The sequence below is a fragment of the Thermogemmatispora sp. genome, assembly GCF_042408735.1.
In the GTDB taxonomy this organism is placed as follows: Bacteria; Chloroflexota; Ktedonobacteria; order Ktedonobacterales; family Ktedonobacteraceae; genus Thermogemmatispora.
This window is the reverse complement of sequence record NZ_JBHOQV010000163.1, coordinates 1-16,389: the sequence shown is the minus strand read 5'-3', so window position 1 is coordinate 16,389 and position 16,389 is coordinate 1. Positions and strand designations below refer to the sequence as shown.

Annotated in this window: 17 protein-coding genes; 8 read left to right on the top strand and 9 right to left on the bottom strand. The window is 61.7% G+C overall.

The window, feature by feature from the left end:
• The first annotated feature begins 21 nt into the window (after positions 1 to 21).
• The 8 genes from ACFMO7_RS18260 to ACFMO7_RS18225 all read left to right on the top strand — a co-directional run bounded on the left by ACFMO7_RS18260 (position 22) and on the right by ACFMO7_RS18225 (position 7,536).
• Positions 22 to 294: a HypC/HybG/HupF family hydrogenase formation chaperone gene (locus ACFMO7_RS18260; RefSeq protein ID WP_376796922.1), complete on the top strand. Its 273-nt coding sequence runs from the start codon at positions 22 to 24 to the stop codon at positions 292 to 294.
• A 25-nt stretch (positions 295 to 319) separates the two neighbouring features.
• Positions 320 to 931 carry an SIS domain-containing protein gene (locus ACFMO7_RS18255; RefSeq protein WP_376796921.1) on the top strand — a complete coding sequence of 204 codons (612 nt, stop codon included), beginning with the start codon at positions 320 to 322 and terminating at the stop codon, positions 929 to 931.
• Complete coding sequence (locus ACFMO7_RS18250) at positions 928 to 1,209, top strand: HypC/HybG/HupF family hydrogenase formation chaperone (RefSeq protein WP_376796920.1); 282 nt, start codon at positions 928 to 930, stop codon at positions 1,207 to 1,209. Before ACFMO7_RS18255 ends, ACFMO7_RS18250 begins: the two co-directional genes overlap by 4 nt.
• Before the next feature lie 141 nt (positions 1,210 to 1,350).
• Positions 1,351 to 2,082 (top strand): SIS domain-containing protein, encoded by a 732-nt coding sequence (locus tag ACFMO7_RS18245; protein ID WP_376796919.1) that lies wholly within the window; start codon positions 1,351 to 1,353, stop codon positions 2,080 to 2,082.
• Entirely contained in the window at positions 2,066 to 3,205 is a 1,140-nt protein-coding gene (gene hypD, locus ACFMO7_RS18240) for a hydrogenase formation protein HypD (protein WP_376796918.1), read from the top strand. The genes ACFMO7_RS18245 and hypD overlap by 17 nt, the downstream gene beginning before the upstream one ends.
• Before the next feature lie 186 nt (positions 3,206 to 3,391).
• Positions 3,392 to 4,510 (top strand): hydrogenase expression/formation protein HypE, encoded by a 1,119-nt coding sequence (hypE, locus tag ACFMO7_RS18235; RefSeq protein WP_376796917.1) that lies wholly within the window; start codon positions 3,392 to 3,394, stop codon positions 4,508 to 4,510.
• A gap of 213 nt (positions 4,511 to 4,723) precedes the next feature.
• Positions 4,724 to 5,716, top strand: a complete 993-nt coding sequence (locus tag ACFMO7_RS18230) for a hypothetical protein (RefSeq protein WP_376796916.1) — start codon at positions 4,724 to 4,726, stop codon at positions 5,714 to 5,716.
• A gap of 902 nt (positions 5,717 to 6,618) precedes the next feature.
• The gene (locus tag ACFMO7_RS18225) at positions 6,619 to 7,536 is read left to right on the top strand and encodes a hypothetical protein (RefSeq protein ID WP_376796915.1); all 918 of its coding nucleotides are present in this window, start codon (positions 6,619 to 6,621) and stop codon (positions 7,534 to 7,536) included.
• Positions 7,537 to 7,791: 255 nt separating this feature from the next.
• On the opposite strand, the gene ACFMO7_RS18220 is transcribed toward ACFMO7_RS18225, so the two are convergent.
• The 9 genes from ACFMO7_RS18220 to ACFMO7_RS18180 all read right to left on the bottom strand — a co-directional run bounded on the left by ACFMO7_RS18220 (position 7,792) and on the right by ACFMO7_RS18180 (position 16,326).
• Positions 7,792 to 8,244, bottom strand: a complete 453-nt coding sequence (locus ACFMO7_RS18220; protein WP_376796914.1) for a F0F1 ATP synthase subunit epsilon — start codon at positions 8,242 to 8,244, stop codon at positions 7,792 to 7,794.
• A 1-nt stretch (position 8,245) separates the two neighbouring features.
• On the bottom strand, positions 8,246 to 9,664 hold the full coding sequence (atpD, locus tag ACFMO7_RS18215) for a F0F1 ATP synthase subunit beta (protein WP_376796913.1): 1,419 nt from the start codon (positions 9,662 to 9,664) through the stop codon (positions 8,246 to 8,248).
• 269 nt (positions 9,665 to 9,933) lie between these two features.
• Positions 9,934 to 10,830 carry an ATP synthase F1 subunit gamma gene (gene atpG / locus ACFMO7_RS18210; RefSeq protein WP_376796912.1) on the bottom strand — a complete coding sequence of 299 codons (897 nt, stop codon included), beginning with the start codon at positions 10,828 to 10,830 and terminating at the stop codon, positions 9,934 to 9,936.
• A gap of 19 nt (positions 10,831 to 10,849) precedes the next feature.
• On the bottom strand, positions 10,850 to 12,409 hold the full coding sequence (atpA, locus tag ACFMO7_RS18205; RefSeq protein WP_376796911.1) for a F0F1 ATP synthase subunit alpha: 1,560 nt from the start codon (positions 12,407 to 12,409) through the stop codon (positions 10,850 to 10,852).
• 483 nt (positions 12,410 to 12,892) lie between these two features.
• Positions 12,893 to 13,537 (bottom strand): ATP synthase F1 subunit delta, encoded by a 645-nt coding sequence (atpH, locus tag ACFMO7_RS18200; RefSeq protein ID WP_376796910.1) that lies wholly within the window; start codon positions 13,535 to 13,537, stop codon positions 12,893 to 12,895.
• Positions 13,537 to 14,064: a F0F1 ATP synthase subunit B gene (gene atpF / locus ACFMO7_RS18195; RefSeq protein ID WP_376796909.1), complete on the bottom strand. Its 528-nt coding sequence runs from the start codon at positions 14,062 to 14,064 to the stop codon at positions 13,537 to 13,539. Before atpF ends, atpH begins: the two co-directional genes overlap by 1 nt.
• A gap of 472 nt (positions 14,065 to 14,536) precedes the next feature.
• Complete coding sequence (gene atpE / locus ACFMO7_RS18190; protein WP_112429942.1) at positions 14,537 to 14,752, bottom strand: ATP synthase F0 subunit C; 216 nt, start codon at positions 14,750 to 14,752, stop codon at positions 14,537 to 14,539.
• A gap of 348 nt (positions 14,753 to 15,100) precedes the next feature.
• Positions 15,101 to 16,039: a F0F1 ATP synthase subunit A gene (gene atpB, locus ACFMO7_RS18185; RefSeq protein ID WP_376796908.1), complete on the bottom strand. Its 939-nt coding sequence runs from the start codon at positions 16,037 to 16,039 to the stop codon at positions 15,101 to 15,103.
• Positions 16,040 to 16,098: 59 nt separating this feature from the next.
• Positions 16,099 to 16,326: an AtpZ/AtpI family protein gene (locus ACFMO7_RS18180; protein ID WP_376796907.1), complete on the bottom strand. Its 228-nt coding sequence runs from the start codon at positions 16,324 to 16,326 to the stop codon at positions 16,099 to 16,101.
• Positions 16,327 to 16,389: the final 63 nt, after the last annotated feature.

Sequence of the window (16,389 nt, the reverse complement as noted above, 5' to 3'; positions counted from 1 at the left end):
GAAGAGAGAGGAGCCAATGCAATGTGTCTGGGAATTCCCGGTCAAGTGCTTGAAATTGTCGATGACGCCAACTCCATTGCCCGTGTCGACGTCTCAGGTGTCAGGCGCAACGTCAGCGTTGCGCTCGTCCGCGCCGAGGGGATTGCCCCGGGCGACTGGGTGCTCATTCACGTCGGCTTTGCCATGAGCAAGATCGACGAGGCGGAGGCACGTGAAACGCTCAAGGCCCTGCAGTTGATGGGCGATGTCTACACCGATGAGCTGAAGCTTCTGCGCTCCAGCCAGATCGAGTGAGCGGCCAAGGAAGGGAGCGAGCCTCATGTCAGCAGAGACCCCAGAAGGGCTTGCCGCCGTTCTGGAGCGGCGGTTTGCCCTCAGCACCAGCCTGCCGGCAACCTTCTTTGAGAGCGAGGCGCCGCGCATTGCCGAAGCCTGCTGGGCGATGGCACGCCGCTTCCATCAGGGCGGGCGCCTGCTCGCCTTTGGCAATGGAGCCTGGGCGAGCGATGCGCAGCATGTCTCGGTCGAGTTTGTTCACCCGGTCATCGTGGGCAAGCGGGCCTTGCCGGCTCTGGCTCTGACCAACGATAGCGCCACGCTCACGGGTCTCATGGCCGGGGGACGGCCCGAGATGCCCTTCAGTGAGCAACTGCGCATCCTGGCCCGCCCCCAGGATATCGCCCTTGGCTTCTCGCCAGACGGGCGCTGCCCCAACGTCGTGGCCGCCCTGGCCCAGGCGCGGCGGATGGGTCTGCTCACTCTGGCCATGCTTGGTGGCGACGGCGGTCTACTGGGGGGTGAGGCCGTCGATTACTGCTTTGTCGTGCCCGCCGACGATCCGCTGATCGTTCAGGAGGTGCACGAGACCCTCTACCACATTCTCTGGGAGCTGGTGCACGTCTTTTTCGAAAACGAGGGATTGCTGTCATGAAACCGGAATCTGAACCTATCCAGGGACAGGCGCGGTCGCCCTGGCAACCGCTGTGTCAGCCAGATCCCGAAGGGCACTGTCCCACCTGTGCAGACGAAGCTGTCGTGGCGACTGTCCTCAGCGTCGATGAGGAGGCGGGCATGGCCTGCGTCAGCCTGGGACTGGCTGAAGCCATGATCGACACGACCCTGTTGGGAACAGTCCGACCGGGCGATTGCCTGCTCGTCCACGGTGGCGTTGCCCTGGAGCGGCTCGACAAGCCCGCGGACAGAACCTGAGCAAGAGGCACCTCCTCTCAGCTACCTGCCATCGATGCGGCGGACATCTGGGATCGGACTTGCCGCGGCGGGAGGGGAAGAGGAGGCACGCCTGCTTGAGCGCAGCCAGGCAACACAAGCCAGAAAGCGAGTCAGTCACCCATGACCGAGAAACAGACCGAGAAGCAGGCCCAGAATACAGAGGGGTCAGAGTACGATCGACTCTTTTACCCCTATCTCTTTGCGGGAGGCAAGGCCAGTCTCGAAGAGGTCCTCAAGCAGGTCCAGCATTCTACGCTGGAGAAGTGCCGCGAGGTCATCGCTCTGCGGCGGGCCACCCTGGCCACCTCGCGCCAGCCGCTACTGGCGGCTGCCGAGGCGATGGCGCGGGCGTTTGCCGCAGGGGCCACCCTGTTGGCCTTTGGCAATGGTGGCAGCACGACTGACGCCCAGGACCTCGTGACAGACCTGCTCCATCCGCCGTTTGCTCACTGGCGTCCCCTGCCGGCCATTGCCCTGACCAACGACATCGCCGTCGTTACTGCGGTGGGCAACGACGTTGGCTTCGAAAATATCTTCACGCGCCAGATTATCGCTTTCGGGCGGCCCGGCGACATCGCGGTGGGCATCTCCACCAGCGGCAACTCGCTCAACGTCCTGCAGGCCTTCGAGCAGGCCAAAAAACAGGGACTGCTCACCATTGGCCTGGCCGGCTACGACGGTGGCAAAACCCGGCGCTCGGCGGCGGTCGACTTCTGCCTTGTCTCGCCGGGCGACCATATCCCGCGTATCCAGGAGGCCCAGGCCACCGTCTATCATGCCCTGATCGAACTGGTGCAGACCCTCCTGATCACGCAGAAAGAGAGAGCTGACAGCGATGAAGTTCGTCGATGAATATCGCGATCCCGAGCTGGCCAAACGCATCGCCTCCGAGATTGCCCGCCTCAGCGCTGGGCGCCCGCTCAAGTTCATGGAGGTCTGCGGCGGCCATACCCATACCATCTACAAGCACGGCATCGAGGACGTCCTGCCGCGCAGCATCGACCTGGTGCATGGGCCTGGTTGCCCCGTCTGCGTGCTGCCGATGGGCCGCATTGACGACGCCATTGCCATTGCCCGCATGGACGGCGTCATCTTCACCACCTTTGGCGATATGATGCGCGTCCCTGGCTCTCGAGGGAGCCTGCTGGATGCCAAGGCCGAGGGGGCCGACGTGCGCTTTGTCTACTCGCCGCTCGATGCCCTCAAGCTGGCGCGTCAGTACCCTGATCGCCAGGTGGTCTTCTTCGCCATCGGTTTCGAGACGACCGCTCCCTCGACGGCGGTGACCCTGCTGCGCGCCAGGGCGGAAGGGATCAAGAACTTCTCCGTCTTCTGCAATCATGTGACCATTATCCCAGCCATCAAAGCTATTCTCGACTCGCCCGATCTGCGCCTGGATGGCTTCATTGGTCCCGGCCACGTCAGCATGGTCATCGGCATGCGCCCCTACACCTTCATCGCCCGCGACCATCACAAACCGGTCGTTATTGCGGGGTTTGAGCCACTGGACATCATTCAGGCCGTCTATATGCTGGTCAGGCAGATCAGCGAGGGGCGGGCCGAGGTCGAGAATCAGTACACGCGCGTGGTGCGTCCCGAGGGGAACGTGCGCGCCCTGGAGGCGATGGCCCGCACGATGGAGCTGCGCCCCTTCTTCGAATGGCGTGGCCTGGGCTTCATCACTCACAGCGCCCTCAAGCTCCGCCCCGAATTCGCTGACTGGGATGCCGAGCTGCGTTATGAGGTACCGGGCCTGCGTGTGGCTGATCCCAAAGCCTGCCAGTGTGGAGAGGTCCTCAAGGGCGTGATCAAGCCCTGGGAGTGTAAAGTCTTCGGTACTGCCTGCACGCCTGAGACCCCCATTGGCACCTGCATGGTCTCGCCGGAAGGCGCCTGTGCCGCCTACTACAACTATGGCCGCTTCTCGATGGCCGCCGAACGCGACCACCTGCGCAGTCTCTCACAGACGCCGTAAGCCAGAGGAGCGCAGGGCGGGCAGAGGCTGGGCTGTCCTGCCCGGCCCAACTACTGGCTATCAAGCCACCCTGTCGTCGCATGGCCTGCCAGCCGCTAGCTCTTCACTTCAGCAAGCAAAAGCTATTTGTGGAGTACAAGAGGTAAAAAATAAAAAGAAAAAGAGAAAGAAGGAAGGGAACATCCGATGGAAGTCAGGCCCAGCCCTGAGCAGGAGGCCGCACGCCTCGACGCGGTCCTGCAGAAAATGGAGCGTGTCCGGCAAGCGCGCCGGCACAAGTTCTATTTGCGCGATGACCACATCACGCTCAGTCATGGCAGTGGGGGCAAGGCTACCCATAACCTGATCGAGGGCGTCTTTGCCCCGGCCTTCTCCAATCCTCTACTCGATCGCATGGACGACGCTGCGGTCTTCGCCCTCGATGGCAGTGGGCTGCAGGTAGCCTTTACCACCGATACCTACGTGGTCAGCCCGCTCTTCTTCGCCGGCGGTGACATCGGCAAGCTGGCTGTGCATGGCACCATCAACGACCTGGCAATGGCCGGAGCTCAGCCCCTCTACCTGTCGGCCAGCTTTATTTTAGAAGAAGGCTTTCCCATCGCCGAGCTGAGGCGCATCGTGGCCTCCATGCAGCAGGCGGCCCAGGAGGCCGGAGTGGCCATCGTGACCGGCGACACCAAGGTGGTGCAGCGCGGCAAGGGCGATGGCGTCTTCATCAACACCGCCGGTGTTGGCCTGCGGCGGGCGCACTGGCCGCTGGGCCAGACGGCGCTGCAGCCGGGAGATGTTGTCCTGTTGAGCGGCAGCGTCGGCGACCACGGGATTGCCATCATGCTGGCGCGCGAGGCGCTTGACATCGAAACCGACGTGCAGAGCGATACGGCGCCGCTGCATACCCTGGTCGCTGCCTTGCTCGAGGCCGTTGGCGAGGGGGTCCACTGCCTGAAGGATCCCACGCGCGGTGGTGTGGCGACGGCTCTCAACGAAATGGCCCTGGCCTCCGAGGTGGCCATTGGCCTCGACGAGCAGGCCATTCCGGTGCATCCAGGCGTCCGCGGTGCCTGTGAGATCCTGGGGCTGGATCCGCTCACCATCGCCAACGAGGGCAAGCTGCTGGCCGTGGTGGCCCCCGAGGTGGCCCAGCAGGCTCTGGCGGCGATGCGCGCCCATCCACTGGGACGGGAAGCGGCCATCATAGGTAGCGTACAGGCTGATCCTGCAGGTATCGTCTTTTTGCGCACTGAAATTGGTGGGATGCGCGTGCTTGATATGCTGGTTGGTGATCCACTGCCCCGCATCTGTTAGGGTTCTGAGCGGTCTCTTCTGCAGGCACATGAATAAGAGGCCTTTGGACATGGAAGGAGCAAGCTCAGCTCCTTACTGGAGGAAAGTGTTCTATTCTCGGCTGCCTCTTCCATAGCGAGAAGATCTCCAAGATGGAGCGATGAAAATGTAGGAGGTGAGGCGTTTTTCTTAGAGAGGAGACTCTTAATCGTCAAGTGCCTGTAGGAGAAGAGCATGTCAGGATTAGTGCCGCGGCGGCCAGACGGGAGCCGGTCAGAGGGATCGGATCGGCTGACCTGGCTGCCAGGTCTGCTTGCTGGGGGGCTGCTGGGGCTGCTGGGGCTGCTGATGGGTCTGGGGCTGCTTCTCGTGGGGGAGGGGGTGGCTTTGGCAGCGGATGTGACCATCAGCGATGGGGCAGGGGTCCTTGATCAGGGGCGTATCCAGAGGGAGGGAGCCAAACTGGCCTATCCGCTGGCTATCTATACGACCAATGCCTTTAGTGGTAGTCAGGAGGACTTTGAGGGTTATGCGCGTGGGAAGGTGAGCGAGGGGAGACTGATTGTGCTGGCCATTGATACGGTTCATCGCTGGGTCTATATTGAGGCGGGGGAGGAAGTGCCGCTTTCGGATAGTGAGGCGGAGGAGGCGTACAATGCCTTCAAGGAGAACTATCACAACGGAGACTATACGGGAGCTACCCTGGCGGCTATCCGCTCATTGGAGGCGAGCCTGACGGAGACCTCATCGGCTCAGGCATCTGGATCTGGGGAGGCGAGCCTGACGGAGACCCCATCGTCCCAGGTATCTGGAGAAGAAGGGGTCAGTAGCCCTGCTCAAAGCTTTGATTGGAGCCGGGTGGCCTTTCCCTTGTGCTTCCCTTGCGCTATGATTGTCGTGTTTATATGTTCTGTTTTTGCCTCTGCGAGCGGAGTAGAGAGCACGCGAAGGCGTAGCGCTTACCGTAATATTGATCGTCAGAGATATAGCAATCTTTTCTGGGCTGGAACCCCCTGGACGAGCGGCGGGGACAGCTTTGGAGGGAGCAGCGGAGGTAGCTTTGGGGGAGATAGCGGCTTTGGAGGGAGCAGCGGAAGTAGCTTTGGGGGAGATAGCGGCTTTGGAGGGAGCAGTGGGGGTAGCTTTGGAGGAGATAGCGGCTTTGGAGGGAGCAGTGGAGGTAGCTTTGGAGGAGATAGCGGTGGGGGAGCGGGTGGTAGCTTTTGAGGGCAGCGTCCCAGGGTATGAGGGCTGAGGCAGCTTCCCGCTACCTGGGGAAGGCTGCCCTGTCTTGCAGAAACCAACGGCTCAGCTCCCTCCTGGACAAACCATGCAGGCTCCTCGCCGTCCCCGGTGCTGATGCCACCTTTGGCCGAACCCGAGAGAGTGCAGGCTGCCATGCCCTGCAGCATGACAGCCATAGCAGTCCTGGTCGGACTGACTCCTTCTCCTTCTCGGAAGCACCCATCATGTGGACAGCTCTTCTTGGGAGTGAACCTTCCTACCCGACTCATCCAGCTATTCAGCCAGCTCACCCGCCCGTGAGGTCCCTGCCAGCTATCCAGTATAGCCCTGGCAGCTACAGCCCTTTGAAAGAGGACTGTGCTATTCGTTCATCACTATAGCGGGAAGCTCTCTCCATCCTGTACGCTTCAAGAGCAGAACCATGTAGACCAGACCATGTCGCGCCCACCGTCAAGATGGTCTCTGTTGCTTCAGCCTGGCCTTGCGAGGAAGACTTCGGCGCTGCCACCTTGTCTGGGACTGGCCCCTGTAGTGACAGGAGCAAGAGTTGCGGAGAGAGAAGTGACGGTGGGCTTGGCGGTAGTGGAGACGGCGGTAGGTTTGACAATGGAGGTCGGGCGGGAGGCAGCGGCTAAAAGGGCCTCTGTAAGGCGGGGGCGACGCTCCTCTCAGAAGTCTTCTGGACCCTGTCAACCCGGCCGTCTGCCCATCCGTATAAATAGCGTGGCATGGAGCAACAGAGTGCGGCATGATAGGGCAAAAAGAGGAGGGGAAAGATTGTTATGAGCCTTGTACGAGCATCCTCCGCCGGGCAGATGGCTGAAGAACAGCCAACTGGGCCTTCTGCACCAGGCGCCTGCATTTACAGATCGAACAGATCAAGAGTGTGGAAGCCAGTTCTGGCGCTGATACTTGCTGGCTTGCTGGCGATGCTGACAAGCCTTGGGGCTCTGGCCGCGAGTGTGACCATCAGCGACGGCGCTGGCGTCCTTGATAAGGGGCGCGTTCAGAGTGAGGGGGCCAAGCTCCCCTACCCCCTGGCTATCTATACGACCAATTCCTTTACGGGCAGTCAATCTGACTTTGAGGCGCGCACCCAGAGCCACGTCACCAACTCGCGCCTGATCGTGATCGCCATCGACACGGTCCATCACTGGATGTACATTAAGTCAGGCTCACAGGTGCCGCTGTCCAGAAGCGCTGCAGAAGATGCCTATAATGCCTTCAAAGACAATTACAACAACGGTGACTATACTGGAGCCACGCTAGCGGCCATCCGCTCGCTAGAGGAGTCGTTGGCCGCGCGCAGCGGAGAGGGCGGCTCATCGGCGGCGCCCTCGGGAGCTGGGGGCTTGCTTTCGGGGGGGCTGGGTACCCTCTGCTGCCTTGGTTTGCTGGTGCTGATCATTGGAGGGATCATCTTTGCAGTCGTCCGCCGGCGCTCAGGTCAGGGTTGGGGGTGGAGTCGCAGCAATGTCCCCTACGAACCGGTGCCGCCAGCCGGTGGCTATCCCTATCAGCAGGGTGGCTATCCGCCCAACTACTACCCGCCTAACCAGGGAGGAGGCATGAATCCCTGGGCTGCCGGTGGTCTCGGAGCCCTCGGTGGCGGCCTGATCGGCTATGAGCTGGGCAAAATGGCCGGCGAAGAAGAAGCCAAGCATCACGAAGAAGGCGGCTTTGTTGGCGATCCTGGCATGGGAGGTGGCGACTTTGGCGGCGGAGGAGACTTTGGTGGAGGCGCCGGAGGAGACTTCGGTGGAGGTGGTGACTTTGGCGGCGGCGATGGCGGCAGCTTCTAGCGCTCCGGCCTCGTCGACGGTCTTCCCGTAAGGTGGGCCAGGCGACCAGCCGAGACAGATGAAAGGGAGGGCGCCGATCGATCGGCGCCCTCCCTTGCTCTTTTCAAGACTAAAGGCCAGGAAACCTTACCCTGAACTGAGCGGCCCCCCTCCCTGCTTCTGACAGAGCACTGAAGGAGACTTGCGCACCTCGCTCAAAAGAGCGGACGCCAGCTCGGGGAGCCAGTCTTTCCGAGAGCCAGACAGGCGGGCGAGCTACTCTTCCTCGCCCATGCTCTGGCGAATACGCCGTGTATGGCGGCGACGCGCCAATTCGGCCACGCGCAGGCGGCTCACCGCCCGCTCCAGAGCCGCCTGTAGCTCGGCGCGCTCGGCATCCGTCTGAGCCTGCTCCAGGCGCTCGATGGCCCGGCGACGCGCCTCCTGAGCGCGGGCCTCGTCGATCTCCTCCGCGTGCTCAGCGGCATCGGCCAGCACCGTCACCTGATTCTCGAACACCTCTAAAAAGCCACCGGAGACGAAGATCGGCTCCTCGGCCTCTCCCAGACGGATGAGCAACTCGCCCGGAGCCAGCACAGCCAACAGCGGGGCATGACGTGGCAGAATCCCCAGGCGGCCCTCCGTACCTGGTGCATTCACCTGGTCCGCCTCGCCGCTGTAGAGCGCCCGCTCGGCGGTCACCACCTCGACATGCAGTCTTCCAGCCATGTTAGAGTGACCTCTGCTCGCGCTCGTGACGCTCGATCACCTCATCGATCGTACCCGCCATGTAGAAATGCTCCTCGCGGATATGATCGTACTTGCCCTCCAGGATGCCCTTAAAGCCGCGCACCGTCTCCTTCAGCGGCACGTACTTCCCCGGGCGGCCCGTGAAGACCTCGGCCACAAACATCGGCTGCGAGCAGAAGCGCTGAATCTTGCGGGCGCGTGCCACGATCAGCTTATCCTCTTCGGACAGCTCGTCGACACCCATGATAGCGATGATATCCTGCAGATCCTTATAGCGCTGCAGCACGCGCTGCACGCCGCGGGCCGTATCGTAGTGCTCCTGGCCCACAAACTGCGGATCCAGCACGCGGCTCGTCGAGGCCAGAGGATCGACCGCTGGGAAAATCGCCTGCTCGAAGATCGCCCGGTCCAACACGATAGTCGAATCCAGGTGAGCGAAGGTTGTCGCCGGCGCCGGATCGGTATAGTCGTCCGCCGGCACATAGACCGCCTGCATCGACGTAATCGAGCCGCGCGTTGTAGAAGTGATGCGCTCCTGCAGCTCGCCCATCTCCTCCGCCAGGTTTGGCTGGTAGCCCACCGCTGAAGGCATCCGACCAAGGAGAGCCGAGACCTCAGAGCCGGCCTGAGTAAAGCGGAAGATATTATCGATGAAGAGCAGCACATCCTTGCCCTCCTCATCGCGGAAGTACTCCGCGATCGTCAGGCCGGTCAGCGCCACTCGCAGGCGGGCTCCGGGCGGCTCATTCATCTGACCGAAGACCATCGTCAGACGATCGATCACCCCGGCTTCCTGCATCTCGTGGTAGAGGTCGTTCCCCTCGCGCGTGCGCTCGCCGACGCCAGCGAAGACGCTATAGCCACCATGGGCCTTGGCCACGTTATTGATCAGCTCCTGGATGATCACCGTCTTGCCCACGCCCGCACCGCCAAAGGCTCCGACCTTACCGCCGCGCATGAAAGGACAGATCAGATCGATCACCTTGAGGCCAGTCTCAAAGACCTGTACCTCCTTGGCCTGCTCCTCCAGGCTTGGGGCGGAGCGGTGGATCGGCAGGCGCGGAGCGTCGGTGACAGGGGGCTTATTGTCGATCGGCTGACCGAGCACGTTGAAGATGCGTCCCAACGTCTTAGGGCCAACGGGGACCGAGATAGGCTGGCCACGGTCAATGACCTCCAGGCCGCGCTGCAGGCCATCGGTCGGTCCCATCGCCACGCACCGCACCCAGTTATTGCCCAGGTGCTGTTCCACCTCCAGCGATAGCTCCTGATCGGAGCCTGCGGGGCGAACTACAAGCTCATTATAGATAGGGGGCAGCTGCTCGGGGGGAAATTCCACGTCGACTACGGCCCCGAGCACCTGAACAACCCTCCCCTTAGCAAGTGTCTTTGTCGTCATGTATCTCTTCGCCTCCTGCGGAAGCCTCAACAAGCTCGCTGCCTACTCAGCTTGCTTGCCTCTCCGCTGCGAGTGATGGCTTGCAAGGCGAGCAAGTAAGCCAGCCGGCAATTGCGCTTCCGTTCAGCGTTCATTTGCCTTATAAACTCTTATCATGTGGGCCAGGCCGGCCCTGGCGAGCCAGCGATGAGGCGGACCGGACCGTAAGGGCCATCCTGACCGACTCTCGCTCTCTCCGAGCCAGCGCGGCCCATGACGCCGGCGGACAGCTACAGCTCGCCAGCGCCGGCCACCACCTCAAGAATCTGCGTTGTAATGCTGGCCTGGCGTGCCTTATTGTAAGCCAGCGTCAGATCATCGACCAGCTCATTCGCGTTATCGGTCGCGTTCTTCATCGCCACCATACGCGCCGACTCCTCGCTGGCCCGTGCCTCAAGCAGCGCCAGATAGACCTGGATATCCACGTAGCGCGGGAGCAGGGCCTCGAAGATCGCCCGCGGGTCCGGCTCGTAGATATAGTCGATGCGCTGACGCTCGTTGCTGCCCTCGCTCTGGGGAGGCTGCACCGGCAGCAACTGGACCGCCACCGGCTGCTGAGAGGTCGTACTCACAAAGCGAGCGTAGACCAGATAGACCACATCCACCTCGCCGGCCAGGAAGGCGTCCATCGCCACCTGAGCCACCGCCGAAGCATCGTTCATCGACGGGTTATCGCTCAGCTGGGTGAACTCCGCCAGCAGGTGCTGCTGGGTCCGGACGATGAAATCGCGTCCCTTGCGCCCAATGGCCACGAACGAGACGCCCGGACGCTGCCCCTCGGCCTGCTGAGCCGCCTCCTGCACCTCCAGAGCCGTTGAGGCCGCCTTACGGTTAATGTTGCTCGGCAGGGCGCCGCAGAAGCCGCGGTTAGGCGAGATCACAATGATGCCGACGCGCCTCACTGGGCGGCTGCGCAGCAAGGCCACCTCGTTGCCCAGATCCTCGCCGGCCACCGTAGCCAGGCGAGAAACCAGCTCCCGAATCTGCTCCGCATAAGGGCGCGCCCGCTGCACGCGCTCCTGGGCGCGCCGCATGCGGCTGCTGGCGATCATCTGGAAGGTGCGCGTGATCTGCGCAATGTTCTTTACCGTCCTGATGCGTCGCCGAATCTCGCGGGTTGATGGCATAGCTCTCTCCGCCTCCTAGCTAGCTAGCTGCTGCTTGAGCCTTCTGCGGCTGCGGAGCGGCGGTCTTCTTGAACTCCTCGATAGCGGCTCGCAGACGTGCCAGCAGATCATCGGACATGTTGTTACGCTGCTTGACCGACTTCTCGATGATCTCCTGGCCGATCTCCGGATGGTTGGCCTCCATATAGCGGTGGAAAGCGGCCTCCCACTCCTGGATCAGCTCCAGCGGCACATCGTCCAGATAGCCCTGGGTCGCGGCGTAGATAATCATCACCTGCTTCTCCACCTCAAGCGGCTGATACTGCTTCTGCTTGAGGATCTCCGTCAGGCGCTGACCACGCTCGATGCGGGCCCGAGTAGCCTTATCGAGGTCGGACGCGAACTGAGCGAAAGCCGCCAGCTCGCGGAACTGGGCCAGGTCCAGGCGCAACGAGCCAGCCACCTGGCGCATAGCGCGCGTCTGGGCGCTGCTACCCACGCGCGAGACCGAGATACCGACGTTAATGGCTGGGCGGATACCGGCGTTGAACAGGTCCGTCTCCAGGAAGATCTGGCCGTCGGTAATCGAAATGACGTTCGTCGGAATGTAGGCCGAGATATCGTTTGCCTTCGTCTCAATGATGGGCAGCGCGGTCAGCGAGCCGCCGCCGTAGTCTTCATTCAAGCGAGCGGCGCGCTCGAGCAAACGCGAATGCAAGTAGAAGACATCGCCCGGGTAAGCCTCGCGGCCTGGCGGGCGGCGAATAATCAGCGAAATGTTGCGGTAAGCCTCGGCGTGCTTGGTCAGGTCGTCGTAGACGATGAGGGCATCGCGGCCCGACTCCATGAACTCCTCACCGATGGCGCAGCCGGCGTAAGGAGCAATATACTTCATCGGAGCCGGCTCCGAGGCGCCGGCCACCACCACGATCGTATGCTCCATCGCCCCATACTTCTCCAGGGTCGCGATCGTGCGTGCCACCGAAGAATTCTTCTGGCCGATGGCCACATAGATACAGATCAGATCTTTGCCCTTCTGATTAATGATCGTATCGATGGCGATGGCCGTCTTCCCGGTCTGGCGGTCGCCGATGATCAACTCACGCTGGCCGCGGCCGATGGGGATCATGGCATCGATCGCCTTGATACCGGTCTGCACTGGCGTATTCACCGAGCGGCGTGTAATCACACCTGGGGCCACGCGCTCGATGGGGCGCCGCTTATTGGTAATGATCGGCCCCTTATTGTCGATCGGCTCGCCGAGCGCATTGACCACGCGCCCGATCAGGGCGTCGCCGACGGGGACCGAGATCACTTCGCCGGTCGTGCGCACCTCATCATCCTCGCGCAGCTCGGTATAGTCGCCGAGGATAATGATCCCGACCGTCTCCTCCTCCAGGTTGAAGGCCATGCCCTTCAGCCCGGTGCGGGGGAAATCCACCAACTCCAGATATTTCACATCCTGCAGGCCATAGACGCGGGCGATACCGTCCTGAACGGCGATCACCGTCCCGACGCTGGCCGTGGCAGGCTGGCTTTGGTCGAAGCCAACAATGTTACGTTCGATGATGGCACTGATTTCATCTGCCCACGATGCCATCGTCTTTCCTCCTCAGGTAGTCTCTCCTCGCCATAGAGGCCAGCCAGCCGGAACAAAGGTAGCTGCATGCAGGCGCGTCAAACCAAACCGCCTGTTGAATCCCGGCCTGCAAGCCAGTTCAGCCCGGTGTCGGGCCTGCTCTCCTCTGCCGGTCTGCCGACCTCAGTCAGATAGGCCGATGGCGGGCAGCGGCGAGCAAGGCAGACCACTGGACAGGGCAGCCGGCCCGTTACGGGCGAGAGCGAGCGATGGGCAAAGCGCTAAAGTCCAGATTCAGCAACTGACGAACAAGAAGCAAGCGAATGAACAAACAAAAGAGCAAGGCGGTCAGCCAGCCGGCCAGCCAACGAGCGAGCGAGCGAAGGCGTACGAGAGAGCCAGTCTGGCTGCCAGCCGGCGCTGTCTGCGAGCCGACGGGTCTGCCTGCCTATCTGCCTGGCTGGAGCGGGGGCAGGAACGACTCACTCACTCACTCACCCACTCCTACTGAGTGCGCGTCGGCTCTGGGCGGTCCTGAGCGGGGGGATCGTTGACCGTTGCCAGGGCGGCGGGCAGCTCCAGCGATCCCAGCAGCTCGGAGCTATGGGCGGCGGTCTCCTGCAGCAGGCGCTGCTGGAGTGTTGCCAGCCGATGCTGGACACTGGCATCGATGACCTCATCGCCGACGCGGGCGATGATCCCACCCAGGATCTCCGGATCGACTTTCGTTCGCAGAATAATCTCTTTGCCGGTTCTTCGTTCTAACGCCTGCTTCACGCGCTGAAGCGCGGCCTCGTCGAGTGGCGCCGCCGTGATCACCTCAGCGATTGCCTGGTTCTTATACTGGAGCACGAGCTGTTCGAGTTCGCGCGCAATATTCGGCATCAACTCGACCAGATTACGCTGGACTACCAGCAATGCGAGGTGAAGCGACGTTGGCAAGACCCGCGACGCAAGCGCCTGGCGCAGCGCCTGCTCCTTGCGCGCGAGGGGAATTTTCGGCTCGCTCAGCAGAAAGGCCATCTTGCGCTGGGCGAACAGCCCGGCGATTGAGCGCACCTCGTTGAGGGTGCGATCGATCGTCTGCTGCTGCCGCGCGATATTGAAGATAGCTTCAGCGTAGCGGCGTGCGATCGCTCCCTTAAGCATTACTGTCCCTTCGTAGCCTGGCTGGCGTTCACGAACTCCTCGACCAGGCGGCGATTATCACTGCTATCGACGGATTTACTGATCACCTTACTGGCAGCGGCAATAGAGAGATTGACCACCAGACGGCTCAAGTCGGCACGGGCGCGCGCGGCCTCCTGGCGAATACGCTCGACTTGCTGCTGCTCGATCTGACGGGCACGCGCCAGGGCCTCCTCCTCAATGCGGCGCGCCTCGCGCTCGGCGGCTCGCTGGGCGCTGGCGATGACCTCCTGGGCCTCGCGGCGCGCCTCGGCTAGAAGCTGCTCCGCGCGGGCGGTGGCATTCTTCAGCTCCTCGCGCGCCCGTTCGGCATTCTCGATACCCTCACGAATAAGCGCGGCGCGTCTATCTAGCATGCGCTGGACGGTGGGCAAGGCCCACTTGCGCAGAAGAATCAGAACGATGATGAAGCTAACGAGCTGCGAGAGGAAGGCGAAGGTATTGATACCCAGGCCCTCCAGCGGACTCGCTGCGAGAATCAAAGTCACGCCGACCCCCTCCTTTTTTCTTCAAGGCGTTCGGTTCGTGCCGCAGGCGCGGGCATGTCAGCGGATGAGCTGATCGGAGACATCCTGAGGAGCCTCGGCTCCCCTGCTCTCTCCTGGTCTGAGCAGGCGTCTTCTCCCTGCGGATTGGGGCAACTACCTTGACTGACAATGGACGAACATACCCGCGTCATCAGGTACACTCTGCATGTGCTGGGCTGGCAGGCGCTGCGACGACCAGGGGCGAGCCAGGCACCGGTCCGGCAGGAGCCGATGGACGGCGCCGGGCGCCTGCTTCGGCGAACGGGGCCACAAAGCCGCGCATTCTAAATAGGCAGGCCCTGGCCTCGGGGAGGGAACTGCTCCCTGCCCTGGCTGGCCCTGACCGAAGCGCTGGCCCGGCGTCGAGCAACGGCGTAGGTGCGCACACGCGCTCCCCTGGTCCTCGTCTCTTCCTGCCTGCAGGCCGGCTGGCTTACTTCACGAACTGGAGCAGGATGGCGATGACCAGCGCGTAAATGGCGATGGCCTCGGCGAAGACCAGACCCAGGATCATATTAATGCGGATCTGCGGCTCCGCCTCGGGGTTGCGCCCGATGGCCGAGGCCGCCTGGCCGGCGGCGATTCCGATCCCCAGACCCGGGCCAATGGCCCCCAGACCGATAGCCAATGCGACAGCTAGCTGCTGCATAGTCGAATATCCTCCTTTAAGGACAAAGCTTCGTTGGTTCGTTCCTGTTTGTTGTTGGGTTGATTGGTTGGTTGTTGTCGTTGTTAAGCGGGCACAGAAAACAGGTATGAATTGGACGGTAGCAAGCCATTCAAGAGCGCCCGGCTTGCTGCCAGAGGCGGCCAGCCGGCTAAGGGCAGGCTCGGCGGCCGGCTCACGGCGGACAAGCGGGGCTTTCCTCGCCCTGCCTGCTCTGCACCCGCGCCAGAGTGAGCCCGCTGCACTCAGAGCAATCGGGCGGGCGCGCTCACAAGAGAACCTCCCCGACCAGGTGGCTGAGGGAGGCTCGCAGACGGCGAGGTGCAGGCACTACGCGGCGGCCTTCTCCCCTTGTAGTACCTTCTGCTCCTCTTCGACAAGGTGCTCTTCATGAGCCTCGTGACTGGTGGTGCCGATCTCCATGAAGACCAGGGTCAGCAGGGAGAAGATCAGCGCCTGCATCACCGCGACAAAGATTTCAAAGGGAATGAAGATGATCGCGGCGACGAATGGCAGGATGAAAGCGAACGCGGCCAGCACAAGGCTACCGGCGAAGATATTGCCAAAGAGACGGAAGGAGAAGGAAATGATACGCGCAGCTTCGGAGATGATCTCCAGCAGCCCGACGACGACATCGATGAGACCCATCGGGCCTTTGCGTAGTGCTCGGAAATTGAAGTACTTCGACAGGTGCTCTTTGGCACCCAGATGGTAGAAGCCGAAAAACTGGGTCGCCCCCACTGAGAGCAGGGCCATCGCCACCGTCAGATTGAGATCGGTGGTCGGTGGACGGAACCAGGGGATGATCAGGTTAGAAATGTTGCCAAAGAGGAAGTGAATCGGCCCCAACGAGAGCGGCTGACACGAAGGCAGAAAGCCCAGAACCGGTGCGCAGTTGCCTCCGAGGTGAGCGATCTCCTCTCCCTTGAGATTGCCAATGGTGTCGATGCCCGGCAGGACATCCATCAGGTTGGCGCAAAGAATGAAGATAAAGAAAGAGGCGACCCACGGGAAGAAGCGCGACGCTTTGTCTTTCCGCGAGCCAACCACACCGTTGACCAGATTCACGAGAAATTCAACGATCCACTCAACGAAGTTCTGAAAGCCCGAGGGGATCAGCGATGCATTGCGTGTGCCGAAGTAGAAAAAGGCAACCAGAGCGAGAATGGTGATCCAGGTGCACAGTAATGTATTGGTAATTGGAAAGATACCGCCTGGATTCCATATGACCTCTGGCGCCAGGGATACCTCAGGAAATTTCCAGAGCACTCAATATCCTCCATCCGAATCGTGCTCTGCGTGGCCCGGTCTGTCAACGTCGACGCCGTCTATCTCATGCTTGAGAAGAAGATTTTAAATAAACGGTACGCGCCGTATATTCCCGTAATCAGGCCAAGCAGCAGCCCGAGAAGTATACACAACGGTGCGGTACGTAATACGCCATCCAGGTAGTGACCAAGGATAGCACCTACAGCGATGGGGACTGCGATTGTGAACCCCAATCCTCCCACTGGCCCCACGATTTCCCACAGGGTGGGGGGAGGCTTCTTACTCATCCTTATGTTGTCCCGCTTGTCTCACGATTATATCATACCGTGAGGATTATAGCATAAGGCTGA